This window comes from Mesorhizobium sp. B2-7-3 (genome assembly GCF_006440715.1).
GTDB classification, from domain to species: Bacteria; Pseudomonadota; Alphaproteobacteria; order Rhizobiales; family Rhizobiaceae; genus Mesorhizobium; species Mesorhizobium australicum.
In genome coordinates this window covers 443,593-461,076 of the sequence record NZ_VFTY01000001.1, presented here as the reverse complement: position 1 = coordinate 461,076, position 17,484 = coordinate 443,593, and the positions used below count along the sequence as shown (strand labels likewise).

Genomic DNA, 17,484 nt, shown 5'->3' with positions numbered 1-17,484 from the left:
GCTGCCCCTCACCTGCCTGCCGGCATACCATGGCAAACAGCTTGACTGCCAAGACAGTCGCTCTCCCCGTGAACGGGGCGAGGGACGCTCTTGTCGCTGCTTTCGCCAATCACCAGCGTCGCAAAAAGGCGCCGGCGTCGCACACCCAGCCTCTTCTCCCCGTCTCTATACGGGGAGAAGGTCCCGGCAGGGGGATGAGGGGCGGCGCCGACCGCCGGGAGTAACGCTGTACCGCATAATTTGCCGGCTAAACGTTAATCCTGCTTCAGCCGCCTGCACAGCTCGTCCAGCTGTTCCAGGCTTCGATAGGCGACCCGCAGCACCCCGCCCTTGCCCTTGTGGTCGACCGTCACGATCATGCCGGTCGTGTCGGTGAGCAGCTTTTCCAGCGCCAGCGTGTCGGCGTCTTTTTCGGCGGCAGGCGCGGCTGGTTTGGTGGCGTTGGAACTGGCGCCGGCCGGCATCTGCGCCAGCGCTTCGGCCTGGCGCACGGAAAGCCCCTCCTCGACGATGCGCTTGGCGAGACCGGCCGGATCCTCAGCCGTCACCAGCGTGCGGGCGTGGCCGGCCGAAAGCGCGCCGTCGACCAGCATGTCTCGGATCACGTCGGGCAGCTTCAACAATCTCAACGTGTTGGCGACATGGCTGCGGCTCTTGCCGATGACCTGGCCGAGATCGGCCTGGGTGTAGCCATGGTCGTCGATGAGCTGCTGGTAACCCTGCGCTTCTTCGACCGGATTGAGGTCGGCGCGCTGTACGTTCTCGATGATCGCCAGTTCCAGCGCCGTGCGGTCGTTGACGTCGCGGATGATGACCGGGATCTCGGTCAGGCCGGCGCGCTGCGCCGCCCGCCAGCGCCGCTCGCCGGCAATGATCTCGTAGCGGCCGGCCTGCGTCGGCGAAGGCCGCGCCACGACCGGCTGCACCACGCCATGTTCGCGGATCGACTGCGCAAGGTCGGTCAGTTCGGCATCGCCGAAATGCCGGCGCGGATTTTTCGGATTGGCGCTGATGAACTCGATCGGCACCTTGCCGTCGGCGCTCATGCCGGGCTTTTCCGGGGCCGCCGGGCGATCGATCTCGCCGATCAGTGCTGCCAGCCCGCGACCCAGTCTTTTCCTCGATAGATCTTCGCTCATCTTTATTCCACGTCTATTTCAGATCGTTTCGGCATCGAATCGGCTGTTAAATGTGCATCGGTTCTAATCAAGCGGCGCGCAATTTGCGCTCGCGGCGGATCACTTCAGAGGCCAATTGCAGATAGGCCTGGCTGCCCGAGCATTTCAGGTCATAGAGAATTGCCGGCTTGCCATAGGACGGGGCTTCGGACACCCGCACATTGCGCGGAATGATCGTCTCGTAGACCTTGTCGCCCATATGCTCGCGCACATCCTGCACCACCTGGTTGGCCAGATTGTTGCGGCCGTCATACATGGTCAGCACGATGCCCTGGATGGTGAGGTCCGGATTGATCGAGCGACGCACCTGCTCGACGGTTTCGAGCAGCTGGCTGAGACCCTCCAGCGCGAAGAACTCGCATTGCAGCGGCACGAGAACGGAATCGGCCGCCGCCATTGAATTCAAAGTCAAAAGATTGAGCGAGGGCGGGCAATCGATCAGCACATAGCCGAAGGGTGCCCCGCGCTCGGTCGCGGCACGCAGCGCGTTGCGCAGCTTGAGCACCCGGTCGGGTGCCGAGGCGATCTCCATCTCGATGCCGAGCAGGTCCAGCGTCGAAGGAACGATGGAAAGGCCTGGCACCGCGGTCGCAATGGCGGCGGCTTCCAGGTCCAGTTCGCCCGTCAGCACGTCATAGGACGAGACCGTCCGGTCCTTGCGGTCGATGCCGAGACCGGTGCTGGCATTGCCTTGCGGGTCGAGGTCGACGATCAGCACTTTCTCGCCGATTGCCGCCAGCGCTGTGGCCAAATTGATGGCGGTGGTGGTCTTGCCGACGCCGCCCTTCTGGTTGGCTACGGTGATGATTCGAGGGCCGTTCTTCATCATGGGTCTATGCCAGAAATTCATCTTTGGGTCGCCGAACACTCAGACCCGTCTCGGTCAGGCAGGTCGCACATTGGACAATTCGAGGATGACGCCGCTGGCGTCGGTCACGCTTGGATGTTCTACCAGATCGAAGGTCCACCGGTTAACGCTTTCTTGCACTTCGGCGCGATAATCCCGGCCTTTGTGGAACAGCGCCCGCGCGCCCGAGGTCAGCCACGGCGCCGACAGGTCCAGCAGCACCGAAAGCGGTGCCAGCGCCCGTGCGGTGACGATTTCCGGCTTCGAAACAAGCACATGGCTGTCCTCGATGCGGCGCGCCACGACCCGCGCCGGCAGGCTGAACTGCCCGGCGACGGTCTGCAGGAACGAGGCTTTCTTGCGGTTGCTTTCGACCAGATCGATGCTGGCGCCCGGGCGGTCGCCGAGCAGAAAGGCCATGACAAGCCCGGGAAACCCGCCACCAGAACCGATGTCGACCCAATGCCTGGCATCGGGCTCTATCCCAGCAAGTTGCGCGCTGTCCAGAATGTGGCGCTGCCAGACATCGCCCGAGGTGGACTGCGCCACGAGATTGATGCTGCGGTTCCATTTCTGGAACATCGCTTCGAACGCCACCAGGCGATCGAATGTTTCACGTGAAACCGGGCCGGCGGCCTCCTGCAGGCGCTCGCGAGAGAAGGAACTCACGCAACATCCCTCTGCTCGGCTTTCTGCACCGATTCCCAATGGCGGACATGCGCGACGATGATCGCCAACGCCGCCGGCGTCATGCCTTCCATGCGCTGCGCCTCCGCGATGGAGCGCGGCCGCCGCGCCTGCATCTTCTGCTTCAGCTCATTGGACAGGCCGGGCACCCCGGCAAAATCGACGCTGTCCGGGATCAGCCGGCTCTCTTCACGCCGGATCTGCTGGACATCGGTGCTCTGGCGATCCAGATAAACCGAATATTTCGCTTCCGTTTCGAGCCGCTCCGCGGTCCTGGCATCGATATCGTGAAATTTCGGTTCAACCCCCGCCAGCCAAGCCACATCGACACCGGGATAGGCCAGCAATTCAAAGCCGGACCGGCGTACGCCGTCGCGATTGATCTCCAAACCGTGCCGTGCCGCCTCGTTCGGCGTCATGGCCAGCGAAAGCGCCATCTGGCGCGCTTCATCCAGCCGCTGCATGACATCGCCATAACGCTGCATCCGCTCCGCCGAGGCGATCCCCAGTGTCTGCGCCAGCGGCGTCAGCCGCTCATCGGCATTGTCGGCGCGCAGCGAGAGCCGGAACTCGGCCCGCGAGGTGAACATCCGATAGGGTTCACTGATGCCGCGACTGGTCAAATCGTCGACCATCACACCGATATAGGCCTGGGTGCGGCTGAGCACGATCGGTGCTCCGCCCGCCGCCCGCCGCGCCGCATTGAGGCCGGCGAGCAGGCCCTGGCCGGCGGCCTCTTCATAACCGGTCGTGCCGTTGATCTGCCCGGCCAGAAAAAGCCCGGCAACGCGCCTGGTTTCAAGTGTGGGATGCAGTTCGCGCGGATCGACATGATCATATTCGATGGCATAGCCAGGCTGCAGCATGGCCGCATGCTCCAAACCGGGAATAGTCTTCAATATCTCCAGCTGAACGTCTTCCGGCAGCGAGGTCGAAATGCCGTTGGGATAGACGGTGTGGTCGTCGAGCCCCTCCGGCTCGAGGAAGATCTGGTGCCCGTCCCGGTCGCCGAACTTGACGATCTTGTCCTCGATCGACGGGCAATAGCGCGGCCCAACCCCTTCGATCGAGCCGGAATACATGGCCGAGCGGCCAAGATTGGCGCGGATCAGCTCATGCGTGGCTGTCGTCGTGCGGGTGATGCCGCAATCGATCTGCGGCGTCACGATACGCTCGGTCATCAGCGAGAATGGCACGGGATTCTCGTCCGCCGCCTGGCTTTCCAGCGACGCCCAATCGATGGTTCGTCCGTCCAGTCGCGGCGGCGTGCCGGTCTTGAGCCGCCCGAGCTTGAAGCCGGCGCGGTCCATCGTTGCCGACAGCCCCATGCTGGCCTTCTCGTTCATGCGGCCCGCGACGATCTTCTTTTCACCGATGTGAATGAGGCCGCGCAGGAAGGTTCCCGTCGTCAGCACCACGGCGCCGCAGGCAAGCCGGCGGCCGTCAGCCAGGAGAACCGCTACGATATTTCCATCGGAGATCTCGAAATCGAGAACTTCGCCCTCCAGGACCTCGAGATCGTTCTGCTGCCGAATCGCTTCCTGCATGGCAAGGCGATAGAGTTTTCTGTCGGCCTGCGTGCGCGGGCCGCGCACCGCCGGGCCCTTGCGGCGGTTGAGCAGGCGGAACTGGATGCCGGCGGCGTCCGCCACACGGCCCATCAGCCCGTCCATGGCGTCGATCTCGCGCACCAGATGCCCCTTGCCGAGCCCGCCGATGGCAGGGTTGCACGACATCACGCCGATCGTGTCGAAACGCAGCGTCACCAGCGCGGTTCTCGCGCCAGCGCGCGCAGCGGCGCTGGCCGCCTCGCAACCCGCATGGCCGCCGCCCACCACAACCACATCATAGTGATCGGTCATTCCATATAGGTCCCGGACTCAAAGAAGATGAGCGACACATGTCCCCGCGAGGCGGGACTGTCAAGAAAACTTCCGCACAGGCGTTTCACGTGAAACAGCGAAACCCCACTTTTATCGGCGTTTCACTTGAATCACCGCCTGATTGTTTCACGTGAGTCAGCACGAGCTCCGGCAGCCATCATGTTTCACGTGAGTCATTTTCCTATGCAGAACTGGGAAAAGATCACGTCGAGCAAGTCTTCGACGTCCACCGCGCCCACTATCCGTCCCAGGCGATCCGCTGCCAGGCGCAGCTCTTCGGCGCGCAATTCCTGAGGCATGCGTTCATCGGCGGCGCGGTGCAGATGCCGGTTCGCCGCGTCGAGCAACTCGACATGGCGTAGCCGTGACGGCAGCACATCGCCGCTAACGCCGGCCGCCTCGGCAGCGCGGCGACCGATCTCCGCCAGCAATCCATCCACACCCGTCCCGTCGACCACCGATAAACCAAACTCGTAGCGCCCAGTTGCATCCTGGGTCGCTCTCCTATCGAGCAGGTCGAGCTTGGTGCCGACGCGCAATGCCGGCGTCGGCATCGGCAGCGGACCGGCGTCCTTGGGGTCCGCGGCGTCCTCGAGCAGCAGCAGCAGATCGGCGCGATCCGCCTTGGCTCTTGCCTTCTCGATGCCGATCGCCTCGATTTTGCCAGGCGCTTCCCGCAACCCGGCCGTGTCGGTCAGTCGGACACGCAAGCCTCGGAGATCCAGCACCACCTCCAGCAAATCTCGGGTGGTGCCGGGTTCATCCGTTACAATAGCGGCATCGCGCCGCGCCAAGGCATTGAACAGGCTGGACTTGCCGGCATTGGGCGCGCCGAGAATGACGACTTCGAAGCCGTCGCGGATGATCTCGGCGGCATGGAAGCCGGCAATGTGGCGGTCGATCTCCGATATCATCGACCTCACATCGGACCAAACCGTATCCGAAACGGAACCCGGTACATCGTCTTCATCGGCGAAGTCGATTTCGGCCTCGATCATGGCCCGCGCATGGATCAGGCGCCGACGCCAGCCGAGGTAGAGCGCGCTCTGCGCGCCCCCGGCGTTCTGGATGGCAAAACGCCGCTGCGCCTCGGTTTCAGCATTGACGAGGTCGGCCAGCGCCTCAGTCTCGACCAGATCGACCTTGCCGTTGAAGAAGGCGCGGCGCGTGAATTCCCCCGGCTCGGCATGCCTGACGCCGTCGAAACCAGCGATCGTTTCCAGTATCCTGGCCACCACGGCACGCCCGCCATGAACATGGAACTCGGCGACATCCTCGCCGGTGAAGCTCGCCGGACCGGGAAAGAACAGAACCAGGCCGTTATCGAGCACGGTTCCATCTGGAGCCCTGAACCTACGCAGGACCGCGGATCGTGCCTTAACCATGCCGCCGGCGATCGTTTCGATTACGAATCGAGTTTGCGGGCCGGATATGCGCAACACCGCAACGCCGGCCGGAAGCCGGCCGCTCGACAGCGCCACGATAGAATCGCCTGAAATCATTTGCCCGCTCTACCGAACCGCCCTAGCTTTCGCCTCATCACCGTCCCGGATTGCTCCTGAAAGTTGGCCATTGTGACATTGCCCGCGCAAAACCTGCTTGCCGAAGAGGCCAGCCCCTATCTGCAGCAGCACAGCGGCAATCCCGTGCATTGGCGCGGATGGTCACCGGCGTCGCTCGAGGAGGCAAAAGCCCTGGACAGGCCAATCCTGCTCTCCATCGGCTATGCCGCCTGCCACTGGTGCCATGTCATGGCCCATGAAAGCTTCGAGAATGACGACGTCGCCGCCGTCATGAACCGTCTGTTCGTCAATATCAAGGTCGACCGGGAGGAGCGCCCCGACATCGACCAGATCTATATGGCGGCCCTGTCCTCGATGGGCGAGCAAGGCGGCTGGCCGCTGACCATGTTCCTGACCCCCGATGGCAAACCGTTCTGGGGCGGCACCTATTTCCCGCGCGAGCCGCGCTATGGCCGTCCGGGGTTCATCCAGGTGATGGAAGCGGTCGACAAGGCATGGCGCGAGAAACGGGCAAGCCTGCACCAGAGCGCCGACGGCCTGACTTCGCATGTCGAGGCGCGGCTCTCGGCCACGCATTCCAAGGCACTTCTCGATCGCGATATGCTGTCCGACCTTGCCGGCCGCGTCAGTGGCATGATCGACCGCGACCGCGGCGGCCTCGCCGGCGCGCCGAAATTCCCGAACGCGCCGTTCATGCAGACGCTGTGGTTGTCCTGGCTGCGCGACGGCAATGCCGCGCATCGCGACGACGTCCTCGTCAGCCTCGAACATATGCTGAGCGGCGGCATCTACGATCACATCGGCGGCGGGCTCAGCCGCTACTCGACGGACGCCGAATGGCTGGTGCCCCATTTCGAGAAGATGCTCTACGACAATGCGCAGCTCATCCGCTTCTGCAACTGGGCCCTCGCGGCGACCGGCAATGATTTGTTCCGGGTCCGAATCGAGGACACGGTCGACTGGCTGCTGCGCGAAATGCGTGTCGAAGGCGGCGCCTTCGCCGCCAGCCTCGATGCCGATAGCGATGGCGAGGAAGGCCTGTTCTACACCTGGAGCAGGGGGGAGATCGAATCTGTTCTTGGAGACGATTCAACGTTGTTTTTCAAGTACTTCAGCCTTTCCAGCCCGCCCGGATGGGAAGGTAAGCCGGTGCTCCATCAGACCCTCTCCCAGCAGGCGTTTGGTGTTGCCGACCGGGAGCGGCTTGTCCCGCTCAAGACAAGGCTTCTCACTGTCCGGGAACAACGCGTCAGGCCGGGCCTGGACGCAAAGACCCTTACCGACTGGAACGGCCTGATGATCGCCGCCCTCGCCGAGGCGGGTCGTTCGCTGGCGCGACCGGATTGGATCGAGGCCGCGGCCAAGGCCTTTGCCCATATCGGCAAAGCCGGCCGCGACGGTCGCTTGCCGCATTCCATGCTTGGTGTCCGGAAACTGTTTCCCGCACTGTCGAGCGACTATGCCGCCATGACCAACGCGGCGATCTCGCTGTTCGAGGCCACTGAGGACTGGAGCTATGTCGAGCAGGCCAGCCAGTTCCTTGAACAGCTCGACCATTGGCACGCCGACGCGGAAGGCACGGGTTACTATCTGACCGCCTCGGACAGCACCGACGTGCCGATCCGCATCCGGGGCGATGTCGACGAGGCCATCCCCTCGGCCACCAGCCAGATTATCGAGGCGCAGGTCCGGCTGGCTTCTATTACCGGCAACCTCGACTTGCAGGAGAAGGCGTGGAAAACGGCCGAGCATGCTGCCGGCCGAGCGGCGCACCAGGCCTATGGCCAGGCGGGTATCGTCAATGCCTGCGCGCTTGCCCTCGAGCCGCTGAAACTGGTCATCGTGGACGGGCTGGAGGATCCGAAGCTCATTCCGGTGGCGAATCGAAACCCAGATCCGCGTCGCGTCGATATCGTGGTGCCAATCGGTACGGCGGCGAATCGACCCTTGCTCCCCGTCGGAATCCTGCCTCCGACCAACCGGCCCGGCGCCTGGTTGTGCACCGGCCAGGTCTGCCTGCCGGTGGTTACGGATGCTGACGAATTGGAAGGATTGTTGCGGCGAAAGTGATTCGTCATCCTCGGGCTTGATCCGAGGATGACGAAGATAAGGCTCTGCCGCGCCTCGATTACGTGTTCATCGAATCGAAGAAATCGCCGTTGGTCTTGGTCTGCTTCAGCTTGTCGATCAGGAACTCGATCGCGTCGGTGGTTCCCATCGGCGCCAGGATGCGGCGCAGCACGAAGATCTTCTGCAGGTCCTGGCGCGACACCAGCAGGTCTTCCTTGCGGGTGCCGGATTTGAGGATGTCGATGGCCGGATAGATGCGCTTGTCCGCCACCTTGCGGTCGAGCTGGATTTCGCAGTTGCCGGTGCCCTTGAACTCTTCGAAGATGACTTCGTCCATGCGGCTGCCGGTGTCGATCAGCGCGGTGGCGATGATGGTGAGCGAGCCGCCTTCCTCGATGTTGCGCGCGGCGCCGAAGAAACGCTTCGGGCGCTGCAGCGCATTGGCGTCGACACCACCGGTCAGCACCTTGCCGGAGGACGGCACGACGGTGTTGTAGGCGCGGCCCAGGCGAGTGATCGAATCCAGAAGGATCACCACGTCGCGGCCGTGCTCGACCAGCCGCTTGGCCTTCTCGATGACCATTTCGGCGACCTGGACGTGGCGCACCGCCGGCTCGTCGAAGGTCGAGGAGATGACTTCGCCTTTGACCGAACGCTGCATGTCGGTGACTTCCTCGGGCCGCTCGTCGATCAGCAGCACGATCAGGTAGCATTCCGGATGATTGGCGGTGATCGAGTGCGCGATGTTCTGCAACAGCACCGTCTTGCCGGTGCGCGGCTGTGCGTTGATCAGCGCGCGCTGGCCCTTGCCGATCGGCGCCACCAGGTCGATGACGCGAGGCGAGATGTCCTTGCCGGGCGGATTGTCGACCTCCATCTTCAGCCGCGAGGTCGGATAGAGCGGCGTCAGATTGTCGAAGTGGATCTTGTGGCGGATCTTCTCGGGATCGTCGAAATTGATCGTGTTGACCTTGAGCAACGCGAAATAGCGCTCGCCCTCCTTCGGGCTGCGGATCGGCCCTTCGACCGTATCGCCGGTCTTCAGCGAAAAGCGCCGGATCTGCGACGGCGAGATGTAGATGTCGTCGGGACCTGGCAGATAATTGGCATTGGCGGAGCGCAGGAAGCCGAAACCGTCCTGCAGCACCTCGACCACGCCGTCACCGATGATCTCGATGTCCTGGGCGGCGAGCTTCTTCAGGATCGCGAACATCAGTTCCTGCTTGCGCATGACGCTGGCGTTCTCGACCTCGAGCGATTCGGCATAAGCGATCAGCTCTGGCGGCTTCTTGTTCTTGAACTCAGTGAGTTTCATTTCTTGCATTAGACGGACTCTGGGTAGGCTTTGGGGGAAAGATCGGCGGGGTGCGACAAATGCCGGGCGCGGCCGAAAGCAATGACGGGCGGCGCATGACGGGAAGGAAGACCCGTCTTGTATCGTCGGTCGGCTGAAAGAGCAAGCCGCCTTTTGAGCGGGTCCGATGAAGCCTCAGAAGGGCTTCACGACGACCAGGATCACGATTGCGATCATCAGCAATGTGGGGATCTCGTTGACGATCCGCCAGTGCCTTGCCGGTTTTTCGTTGCGGTCCTCGGCGAATTTGCGCACCGCGGCGGCCAGATAGCCGTGAACGCCCGACAAAATCAGCACCAGGCCGATCTTGGCATGCAGCCAGCCGCCCTGGAACGCAAAGATCTTCCAGGCCAGCCACAGCCCGAACACCCAGGTGAGGATCATCGCCGGATTGATGATGCCGCGCAGCAGACGCCGCTCCATCACTTTGAAAGTCTCCGACTGCACGGAGCCTTTCTGCGCATCGACGTGATAGACGAACAGCCGCGGCAGATAAAGCATCCCAGCCATCCAGGAGATGACGGCGAGGATATGGATCGCCTTTGCCCAGGGATAGAAGCTTTCGGGCGCGAAGAAAAACAAAAGCGCGGTGAGAACGATCAGGACAGCGATGCCAACGACCATGCGCTTCACCGCCTGGCCGGTGCTGTTGGTGTTATCTCTGTCAGCCATCAGCGTGCGGCGCTCCGAACCTGTTTCACCATCGCCTCGACATGCGCCACCGGCGTCTCCGGCGTGATGCCGTGGCCGAGATTGAAGATCAGCGGCCCATTCCCCAGCGCCTGGAGGATCGCCTCGACGCCATCGGCCAACGCCTGCCCGCCGGCGACCAGCCGCAACGGATCGAGATTGCCCTGGACGGCGCCTTGCCGCTGCAACGCCTTCGCGGCCTCCAGCGGCACCGTCCAGTCGATGCCCAGCCCCGTCACGCCGGTCTTCTCGCGGTAGCTCTGGTAGCGGGCGCCGGCGCCCTTGGGAAAACCGATGATCGGCACGCCGGGATGAACCGCCCGAACCTGCCTGACGATCTCGGCCACCGGCTTGACGCAGAAGCGTTCGAACGAGGCATCGTCGAGCACCCCCGACCATGAGTCGAAAATCTGCACGACATCCGCACCGGCCTCGATCTGCCGGATCAGATAGGACGCCGAATGGTCGGCGAGCACTTTCAGCAGCTGCCGAAACGCCGCCGGCTTGCGGTAGGCGAACAGCCTCGCCGGCGCCTGGTCCGGGGTGCCGTGGCCGGCGATCATATAGGTCGCCACCGTCCACGGCGCGCCGCAAAAGCCGATCAGCGCCGTCTCGTCGGGCAATTTCGCCCGCAGCCGGCGAAGAGTCTCGTAGACCGGTTCGAGATTCACGTGAAACACATCGCTTCCCAGCGCCGGAATCTCGGCCGCCGAAATCGGCGTCAGGAGCGGCCCACGCCCTTCCTCGAAGCGCACGTCGCGGCCAAGCGCATGGGGAACGACAAGGATGTCCGAAAACACGATCGAAGCGTCGAAGCCAAAGCGCTCGATCGGCTGCAGCGTCACTTCCACGGCAAGCTCGGGGTCGTAGCAGAGATCAAGAAACGAGCCGGCCCGTCTCCGCGTCTCACGATATTCCGGCAGATAGCGCCCGGCCTGTCGCATCATCCAGAGCGGAGGAGGAAACACCGCCTCGCCTTTCAGCACATCCAGCATGATCCGTCTTGCAGGCATCGAGCGCTCGCCTCTCCCGGCTTCCTCTTAATCAAATATCTTATTTTAAAAGAGTCTTCTGATTCTAAGAGTCTGTTGGTTGTGGTGGTTGTCACCTGTCCCGCTTTGGCCGCCAAAACGCCAGCAAGCATATTGTCGCGCACTCCCGATCCCGGCTGGCAGGGTTCTGGGGACAATCAGGAATCCGCCACTGGAGTCAATGCGCTAGGTCTGATGCCCTGGAGACCTGCCCTGTGGACGAGCAAAAGGCAAAATGCTTCGTCCACGGACTTGTCCCCAGCCGCCAGGAGAAGCTGACAGCGCATCGAATTGTGGACAAACCGGCATCTGATACAGTCGCCTCAGGCCGGCCCGTCGGCCCGTCCGATCTTATCCACATCCGCCCACAGCCCCAGGTGATCCCTGTGAACAAACCCCAGAGCTTCTTCCACCTGCATCTGATTTCCGATGCCACGGGCGAAACCCTGCTCGCCGCCGGCCGCGCGGCTTCAGCGCAATACAAGGATGCACGCGCCATCGAGCACATCTACCCGCTCATCCGCACCGAAAAGCAGATAGCCAAGGTGTTCGAGGACATAGAGGAGGAGCCGGGCATCATCCTCTACACGGTGGTCGACCAGAAGCTGGCACGCGGCATCGACGAACGCTGCGCGGCCATGGGCCTGCCCTGTGTGTCCGTGCTGGAGCCGGTGCTGACGGTCTTCCAGTCCTATCTCGGGACGCCGGCCGGCCGCCGCGTCGGCGCCCAGCATGTTCTCGACGCCGAATATTTCCGGCGCATCGATGCGCTCAACTTCACCATGGACCATGATGACGGCCAGCTGCCGGCAAACATGGATGACGCCGATGTCGTGCTGATCGGCATTTCACGCACCTCGAAGACGCCGACCAGCATCTATCTCGCCAACCGCGGCATCAAGACCGCCAACATCCCGATCGTGCTCGGCGTGCCGGTGCCAGAAAGTCTGGTCAGCGCCAGGGCGCCGCTGGTCGTGGGGCTGATCGCCACCGCCGAGCGCATCTCGCATGTGCGCCAGAACCGCATCCTCGGCAATTCGAGCACCTATGTGCCGACCGAGTATGTCGACCGCGCCGCCATCAACGAGGAACTCGCCTATGCCCGCCAGATCTGCACCCGCCACGGCTGGCCGATGATCGACGTAAGCCGCCGCTCGATCGAGGAAACGGCGGCGGCGATCGTTGCCCTGCGGGGGAAGACGCGATAGATCAGCCAAGAGGTTTTCCGAGGCTTGCCGCGGAAGGTTAGCGCCGCCCCTCACCTGCCTGCCGGCATCCTCTCCCCGTATAGAGACGGGGAGAGGGGGCCTGTCATCGATGGCTTCGCCAATCACCAGCGTGGCCGAAAAGAGGGCCCGCGTTGAAGCTGCCCTTTCTCCCCGTCTCTATACGGGGAGAAATGTCCGGCAGGACAATGAGGGGCGGCGCTAACTTTACAAAGTAAAACAGCTCACACTCCAACCGCGCCTGTGTCTGCGCCCGAGTGCAAAATGACAGAAAAAATCATCCTCGCTTCAGGCAGTCCGTTCCGCAAGGCGATGCTGGTCGATGCCGGCGTCGACATCGAGGCGGTTCCCGCGACGCTGGACGAGCGGGCGCTGGAGGCGCCGTTGCAGGACAGCGGCGCCTCGCCCGAGGACGTCGCCCTGGTGCTCGCCGAAGCCAAGGCCACCGAAGTCAGCGAGCGCCGACCCGGGGCACTGGTGCTTGGCTGCGACCAGACGCTGTCCTTGGCTGACGAGGTCTTTCACAAGCCGGCGGACATGGAGGGCGCGCGCCGCCATCTCCTGGCGTTGTCGGGCAAGACCCATCAGCTCAACAGCGCCGCCGTTCTGGTGCGCGACGGCAAGGTGCTGTGGCGCCATGTCGGCATCGCCTCGATGACCATGCGCAAGCTCGACCCCGCCTTCATCGGCCGGCATCTGGCCCGGGTCGGCGTCAAGGCATTGTCGAGTGTCGGCGCCTACCAGGTCGAGGGCGAAGGCATCCAGCTATTCGAAAAAATCGAAGGCGACCATTTTACCATTGTCGGCCTGCCGCTGCTGCCGTTGCTGGCGGAACTGCGCGCACTGGGAGCCATCGATGGCTGAAACCCCGAAAAAGGCCTTCGTCACCGGCCACCCCATAAAACATTCGCGCTCGCCGATGATCCACGGTCACTGGCTGGCCGAGCATGGCATTGACGGCAGTTATCAGGCGATCGATGTGGCGCCCGAAAATTTCGCCGAATTCCTGGCGACGCTGCAGGCGAACGGTTATCGAGGCGGCAACGTCACCATCCCGCACAAGGAGGCGGCTTTTGCCGGGGTCGCGCGCCGCGACCATGCGGCCGACGAGATCGGCGCCGTCAACACGCTCTGGTTCGAGGACGGCACTTTGTGGGGCGGCAACACCGACGGCCACGGCTTTGCCGCCAATCTCGACGACCACGCTCCGGGCTGGGCGGCCAATGGCCCTGCCGTGGTGCTGGGTGCCGGGGGCGCCGCCCGTGCCGTCATCCATGCGCTGAAGGCGCGCGGCCTCGGTGATATCCGCATCGTCAATCGCACGCTCGCCCGGGCAATCGAATTGCGCGACCGCTTTGGCGCCGGGGTGTCCGCGCATCCGTTGGCGGCGACCGGCGAATTGCTGCGCGACGCCGGCCTGCTGGTCAACACCACGGCGCTGGGCATGCAGGGCAACGGGGATCTGGCCGCCGACCCCAGGGGTCTGCCCGCCCACGCCGTGGTCAACGACATCGTCTATGTGCCGCTCGAGACCCCCCTGCTCGCCGCCGCGCGGGCACGGGGGCTGAAGACGGTCGACGGGCTCGGCATGCTGCTCAACCAGGCGGTGCCCGGCTTCGAACGCTGGTTCGGCGTCAGGCCGAAGGTGACGGCTGAACTGCGCGCACTCATCGTTGCCGATCTGGTGCCCAAATCCCGGGTGCCGAAATCATGATCGTGCTCGGCCTCACCGGCTCGATCGGCATGGGCAAGTCGACCACGGCCAGGATGTTCGCCGAAGCAGGCGTGCCGGTGCATGATTCCGACGAGACGGTGCACCGCCTCTATGCCGGCAAGGCGGCCCCGCTGGTCGAGGCCGCCTTTCCCGGCACCACGGTTGGCGGAAGCGTTGACCGCGCAAAACTCGGCGCTCGCGTGCTCGGCGATGCCGCGGCGCTGAAAAAACTCGAAGCCATCATCCACCCGCTGGTCCGTGCCGATGCCGATGCCTTCCTGGCCAGGCATCGTGAAGCGGGCGAATCGCTCGTGGTCCTCGACATCCCGCTGCTGTTCGAAACCGGCGGCCGTGGCCGCGTCGACAAGGTCGTCTTGGTGACGGCGCCGGCCGAAGTCCAGCGCCAACGCGTGCTGGCGCGGCCCGGCATGAGCGAGGAAAAACTGGCGTCGATTCTGGCCAGGCAGGTGCCGGATGCCGAAAAGCGCCGGCTGGCCGATTTCGTCATCGACACCGGCGAGGGGCTGGCCGCCGCGCGTGCGGCGGTTGCTTCGATTGTTGCCGAAATCAAGGGATAAGTCGGGCTCCTGACGGCAGGCCGTCAGCATTGCCCATTGCCATTTTGTTCCGGTCTGGCGATTCTCCTCCCAGGAGCGACCTGATTCGATGCGTGAGATCATTTTCGATACGGAAACCACCGGCCTCGATTCGCGCGACGACCGCGTGATCGAGCTTGGCGGCGTCGAGCTGGTCAATCGCTTTCCGACCGGCAGGACCTTCCATCATTATATCAACCCGCAAGGCCGCGCGATCCATGCCGAGGCGCAGTCCGTGCACGGCATCAGCGCGGCCGATCTCGCGGGCAAGCCGAGCTTCGCCGAAATTGCCGAGGAATGGCTGAAATTCACGGAAGGCGCCAAGCTGGTCGCCCACAACGCCACCTTCGATATCGGCTTCCTCAATGTCGAATTCGGGCGGCTTGGCCACCCGCCTGTCGATAACGGGCTTGTCGTCGACACGCTGGCCCTGGCGCGCCGCAAGCACCCGATGGGACCCAATTCGCTCGACGCGCTGTGCCGGCGCTACGGCATCGACAACACCAAGCGCACCAAGCACGGCGCCCTGCTCGATTCCGAATTGTTGGCAGAAGTCTATATCGAGCTGATCGGCGGCAAGCAGGCCGCATTGATCCTCGACAGCGCCACCGCGCCGGCCCAGGGCGGCAACAATGTCAGGCATATTGAGATCATCGTTGCCGAGCGTCCGGCGCCGCTGCTGCCCCGCCTGACCGAAGCGGAGCGCGCCGCGCACGCCGCCATGGTCGCGACGCTGGGCGAAAAGGCGCTGTGGCTGAAAGCCTCCCCCCAGGAAGCAGCCCAGGCGCTGTCCTCATAAAGCCATCCGAGGAGCGGCCTCAGTACGGCCATTCCCCCCGGCCCAGCGCGGCAGCGGCCGCAATGATGCGCGCAAAAGCCTCCGCAGCGGCCGGCACGGTCGTGCGGGCGCGCAGGAAACTGTGCACGAGGCGGGGCTCCTCGTGCCACCAGGCCTTGCCGCCGGCCTCCAGGATATGGTCGCGATAGACTTCGCCGTCCGACGACAGCGGATCGCATTCGGCCGTGATGATCACCGTCGGCGGCAGGCCGGAAAAGTCGCGGTCGCGCAGCGGCGAGAAGGTCGGATCGCCGGGCGATTGCTTCCGGGCCGAGCGGACGTCGCGGTAGAAGGCGGCGTCGCTTGTCGACAGCAGCGGCGCATCGGCGTGTTCCACGTAGGAGCCGATCGCCTCGTTGCCGCCGAGGTCGGGATAGATCAGCACCTGGCCGATCGCGGCGCGCGGATGGCGACGCGTGGCCTGTGCCACCGCCGCCGCCAGATTGCCGCCCGCACTTTCACCGCAGAGCACGAGCGGCGGCTCGCTGGTCGCCGCCGCCCATTCGAAAGCCGCCAGCGCATCGTCGAAGGCGGCGGGATGAAGATGCTCGGGCGCCAGCCGGTAATCGACCGACACAATGTCGAAGCCGGTGCCGGCGCAGATTTCGGCGCAGATGTCGTCATGGCTTTCGAGCCCGCCGAGGATGAAACCGCCACCGTGGAAATAGAGCACTGTCGCGCGCGGTGTGGCGCTGGCGAGCCGGTAACGGCGGACCGGGATATCATGGTTCGAAGCGGCGACCAGGCTGTCGGTGGCCTTGACCCCGGGCGGACGGCCCTGGTGGAAGGCCCGGCACATCCTCGCATAGACCGCGCGCTGCTTGTCGATGGGCAGGCCGGCAATCTCCGGCGGGTACCAGGCGTTGACGCTGTCGATATAGGCCCAGAGCGCCGGGTCGAGCCATGGTCCATATTTGCCGCGGCTGGTCATTTCAATCCGAGCGGCACGTCAAAGCTCGGCATAGAGACGCGCGGCGTTTTCAAAAGTGAAGCGCAGGGGTACCGAGCCTTCGACCTGCCAGACGGTGACCGGCTCGCCGGCCAGCAGCCGGCAGGCGCCGTCGGTGTCGGCAACCGCGCCGCCATAGAGCCGGTTGGCAAGGTTGAGGATGCCGGTCTGGTGCATGGCCGCGCTCCCGCTGCCGCAGGCATCCTTGACCAAAAGCACGCGAAAGCCCCTTGCCACGGCATCCCTGACCGACGCGTCGATGCAGGCCTCGGTCCACACGCCAGCCATGACGAGCCATTCGATGCCGGAAGCCTTGAGCCGATCGCCGGCCGGACCGGAGCGGAAGGCGCTGGCCTCGGCCTTGATCAGCAGCGCCTCGCCATTCGCCGGCGCCACCTCGTAGCAGATCTCGGTCAGCGGGTCGCTCTTGTCGGAAAAGGCCGACTTGCCGTCTTCGCCGACCGGATGAAAGGGCCGGTCCTGGCTGTCGAGATCGACGATATAGGCCCAGTGATGAAGCGGCACATGGTTTTGACGCGCCGCCGCCTGCAGGCGCTGGACGTTGGCGAGGATCTTTTCATAGCCCTCGACAAGGTAGCGCTTGTCCCGCCGGTGCTCTTCCTGCAGATCGATGAACACAGCGGCCACCGTGCCGCGCTTGATAGAGATGGGGGCTTTCATGCGGATAGGGTCCGGGCCAACACGGTTCCTTTCCGCGCGCTGGCGCAGGCCCTGGCGATTGGCCGGCGCCTCCCCACCTTCGTCATCCACGGGCGGAGCAGGAGCGAAGCTCCGTCGCGGAGACCCGAGGATCCATGCCGTGACGTTGATCGACTGGTGCAACGGAGCAGAATTCGGACCATTGCTGCGCTTCTGTGTCGCGGCATGGATCCTAGGG

General features: G+C 64.0%; 16 protein-coding genes. 6 read left to right on the top strand and 10 right to left on the bottom strand.

Annotation, left to right across the window (positions count from 1 at the left end; translation table 11 throughout):
* Positions 1-254: 254 nt before the first annotated feature.
* From FJW04_RS02320 to mnmE, 5 genes are all read right to left on the bottom strand, one after another.
* Entirely contained in the window at positions 255-1,139 is an 885-nt protein-coding gene (locus tag FJW04_RS02320; protein WP_140712119.1) for a ParB/RepB/Spo0J family partition protein, read from the bottom strand.
* Positions 1,140-1,206: 67 nt separating this feature from the next.
* Positions 1,207-2,007, bottom strand: a complete 801-nt coding sequence (locus tag FJW04_RS02315; RefSeq protein ID WP_140712117.1) for a ParA family protein — start codon at positions 2,005-2,007, stop codon at positions 1,207-1,209.
* Positions 2,008-2,061: 54 nt separating this feature from the next.
* Positions 2,062-2,694, bottom strand: coding sequence for a 16S rRNA (guanine(527)-N(7))-methyltransferase RsmG (gene rsmG / locus FJW04_RS02310; RefSeq protein ID WP_140712115.1), 633 nt, complete (start codon positions 2,692-2,694; stop codon positions 2,062-2,064).
* Positions 2,691-4,574 carry a tRNA uridine-5-carboxymethylaminomethyl(34) synthesis enzyme MnmG gene (gene mnmG / locus FJW04_RS02305; protein ID WP_140712113.1) on the bottom strand — a complete coding sequence of 628 codons (1,884 nt, stop codon included), beginning with the start codon at positions 4,572-4,574 and terminating at the stop codon, positions 2,691-2,693. The genes rsmG and mnmG overlap by 4 nt, the downstream gene beginning before the upstream one ends.
* A 194-nt stretch (positions 4,575-4,768) precedes the next feature.
* The gene (gene mnmE / locus FJW04_RS02300; protein ID WP_140712111.1) at positions 4,769-6,097 is read right to left on the bottom strand and encodes a tRNA uridine-5-carboxymethylaminomethyl(34) synthesis GTPase MnmE; all 1,329 of its coding nucleotides are present in this window, start codon (positions 6,095-6,097) and stop codon (positions 4,769-4,771) included.
* Between the two features lie 72 nt (positions 6,098-6,169).
* Between mnmE and FJW04_RS02295 the strand changes: the two genes are divergently transcribed.
* The gene (locus tag FJW04_RS02295; protein ID WP_140712482.1) at positions 6,170-8,188 is read left to right on the top strand and encodes a thioredoxin domain-containing protein; all 2,019 of its coding nucleotides are present in this window, start codon (positions 6,170-6,172) and stop codon (positions 8,186-8,188) included.
* 58 nt (positions 8,189-8,246) lie between these two features.
* On the opposite strand, the gene rho is transcribed toward FJW04_RS02295, so the two are convergent.
* The 3 genes from rho to hemE form a co-directional block, all read right to left on the bottom strand.
* Positions 8,247-9,512: a transcription termination factor Rho gene (gene rho / locus FJW04_RS02290; protein WP_015314810.1), complete on the bottom strand. Its 1,266-nt coding sequence runs from the start codon at positions 9,510-9,512 to the stop codon at positions 8,247-8,249.
* Between the two features lie 165 nt (positions 9,513-9,677).
* Complete coding sequence (hemJ, locus tag FJW04_RS02285; protein ID WP_140712109.1) at positions 9,678-10,214, bottom strand: protoporphyrinogen oxidase HemJ; 537 nt, start codon at positions 10,212-10,214, stop codon at positions 9,678-9,680.
* Positions 10,214-11,245 (bottom strand): uroporphyrinogen decarboxylase, encoded by a 1,032-nt coding sequence (gene hemE, locus FJW04_RS02280; protein ID WP_140712107.1) that lies wholly within the window; start codon positions 11,243-11,245, stop codon positions 10,214-10,216. Before hemE ends, hemJ begins: the two co-directional genes overlap by 1 nt.
* Positions 11,246-11,649: 404 nt before the next feature.
* Between hemE and FJW04_RS02275 the strand changes: the two genes are divergently transcribed.
* The 5 genes from FJW04_RS02275 (at position 11,650) to dnaQ (ending at position 15,598) form a co-directional block, all read left to right on the top strand.
* Positions 11,650-12,471: a pyruvate, water dikinase regulatory protein gene (locus FJW04_RS02275; protein ID WP_140618160.1), complete on the top strand. Its 822-nt coding sequence runs from the start codon at positions 11,650-11,652 to the stop codon at positions 12,469-12,471.
* A 282-nt stretch (positions 12,472-12,753) separates the two neighbouring features.
* Positions 12,754-13,353, top strand: a complete 600-nt coding sequence (locus tag FJW04_RS02265; protein ID WP_140712105.1) for a Maf-like protein — start codon at positions 12,754-12,756, stop codon at positions 13,351-13,353.
* Positions 13,346-14,203, top strand: a complete 858-nt coding sequence (locus tag FJW04_RS02260) for a shikimate dehydrogenase (protein ID WP_140712103.1) — start codon at positions 13,346-13,348, stop codon at positions 14,201-14,203. The genes FJW04_RS02265 and FJW04_RS02260 overlap by 8 nt, the downstream gene beginning before the upstream one ends.
* Positions 14,200-14,781, top strand: coding sequence for a dephospho-CoA kinase (gene coaE, locus FJW04_RS02255; RefSeq protein ID WP_140712101.1), 582 nt, complete (start codon positions 14,200-14,202; stop codon positions 14,779-14,781). The genes FJW04_RS02260 and coaE overlap by 4 nt, the downstream gene beginning before the upstream one ends.
* Before the next feature lie 88 nt (positions 14,782-14,869).
* Positions 14,870-15,598 carry a DNA polymerase III subunit epsilon gene (gene dnaQ / locus FJW04_RS02250; protein WP_015314803.1) on the top strand — a complete coding sequence of 243 codons (729 nt, stop codon included), beginning with the start codon at positions 14,870-14,872 and terminating at the stop codon, positions 15,596-15,598.
* A 19-nt stretch (positions 15,599-15,617) separates the two neighbouring features.
* Here dnaQ and FJW04_RS02245 read toward each other — a convergent pair whose 3' ends face one another.
* Both FJW04_RS02245 and FJW04_RS02240 read right to left on the bottom strand, forming a co-directional pair.
* On the bottom strand, positions 15,618-16,568 hold the full coding sequence (locus FJW04_RS02245; protein WP_140712099.1) for an alpha/beta hydrolase: 951 nt from the start codon (positions 16,566-16,568) through the stop codon (positions 15,618-15,620).
* 18 nt (positions 16,569-16,586) lie between these two features.
* Entirely contained in the window at positions 16,587-17,267 is a 681-nt protein-coding gene (locus tag FJW04_RS02240) for an isochorismatase family protein (RefSeq protein WP_140712097.1), read from the bottom strand.
* Between the last annotated feature and the right edge of the window lie 217 nt (positions 17,268-17,484).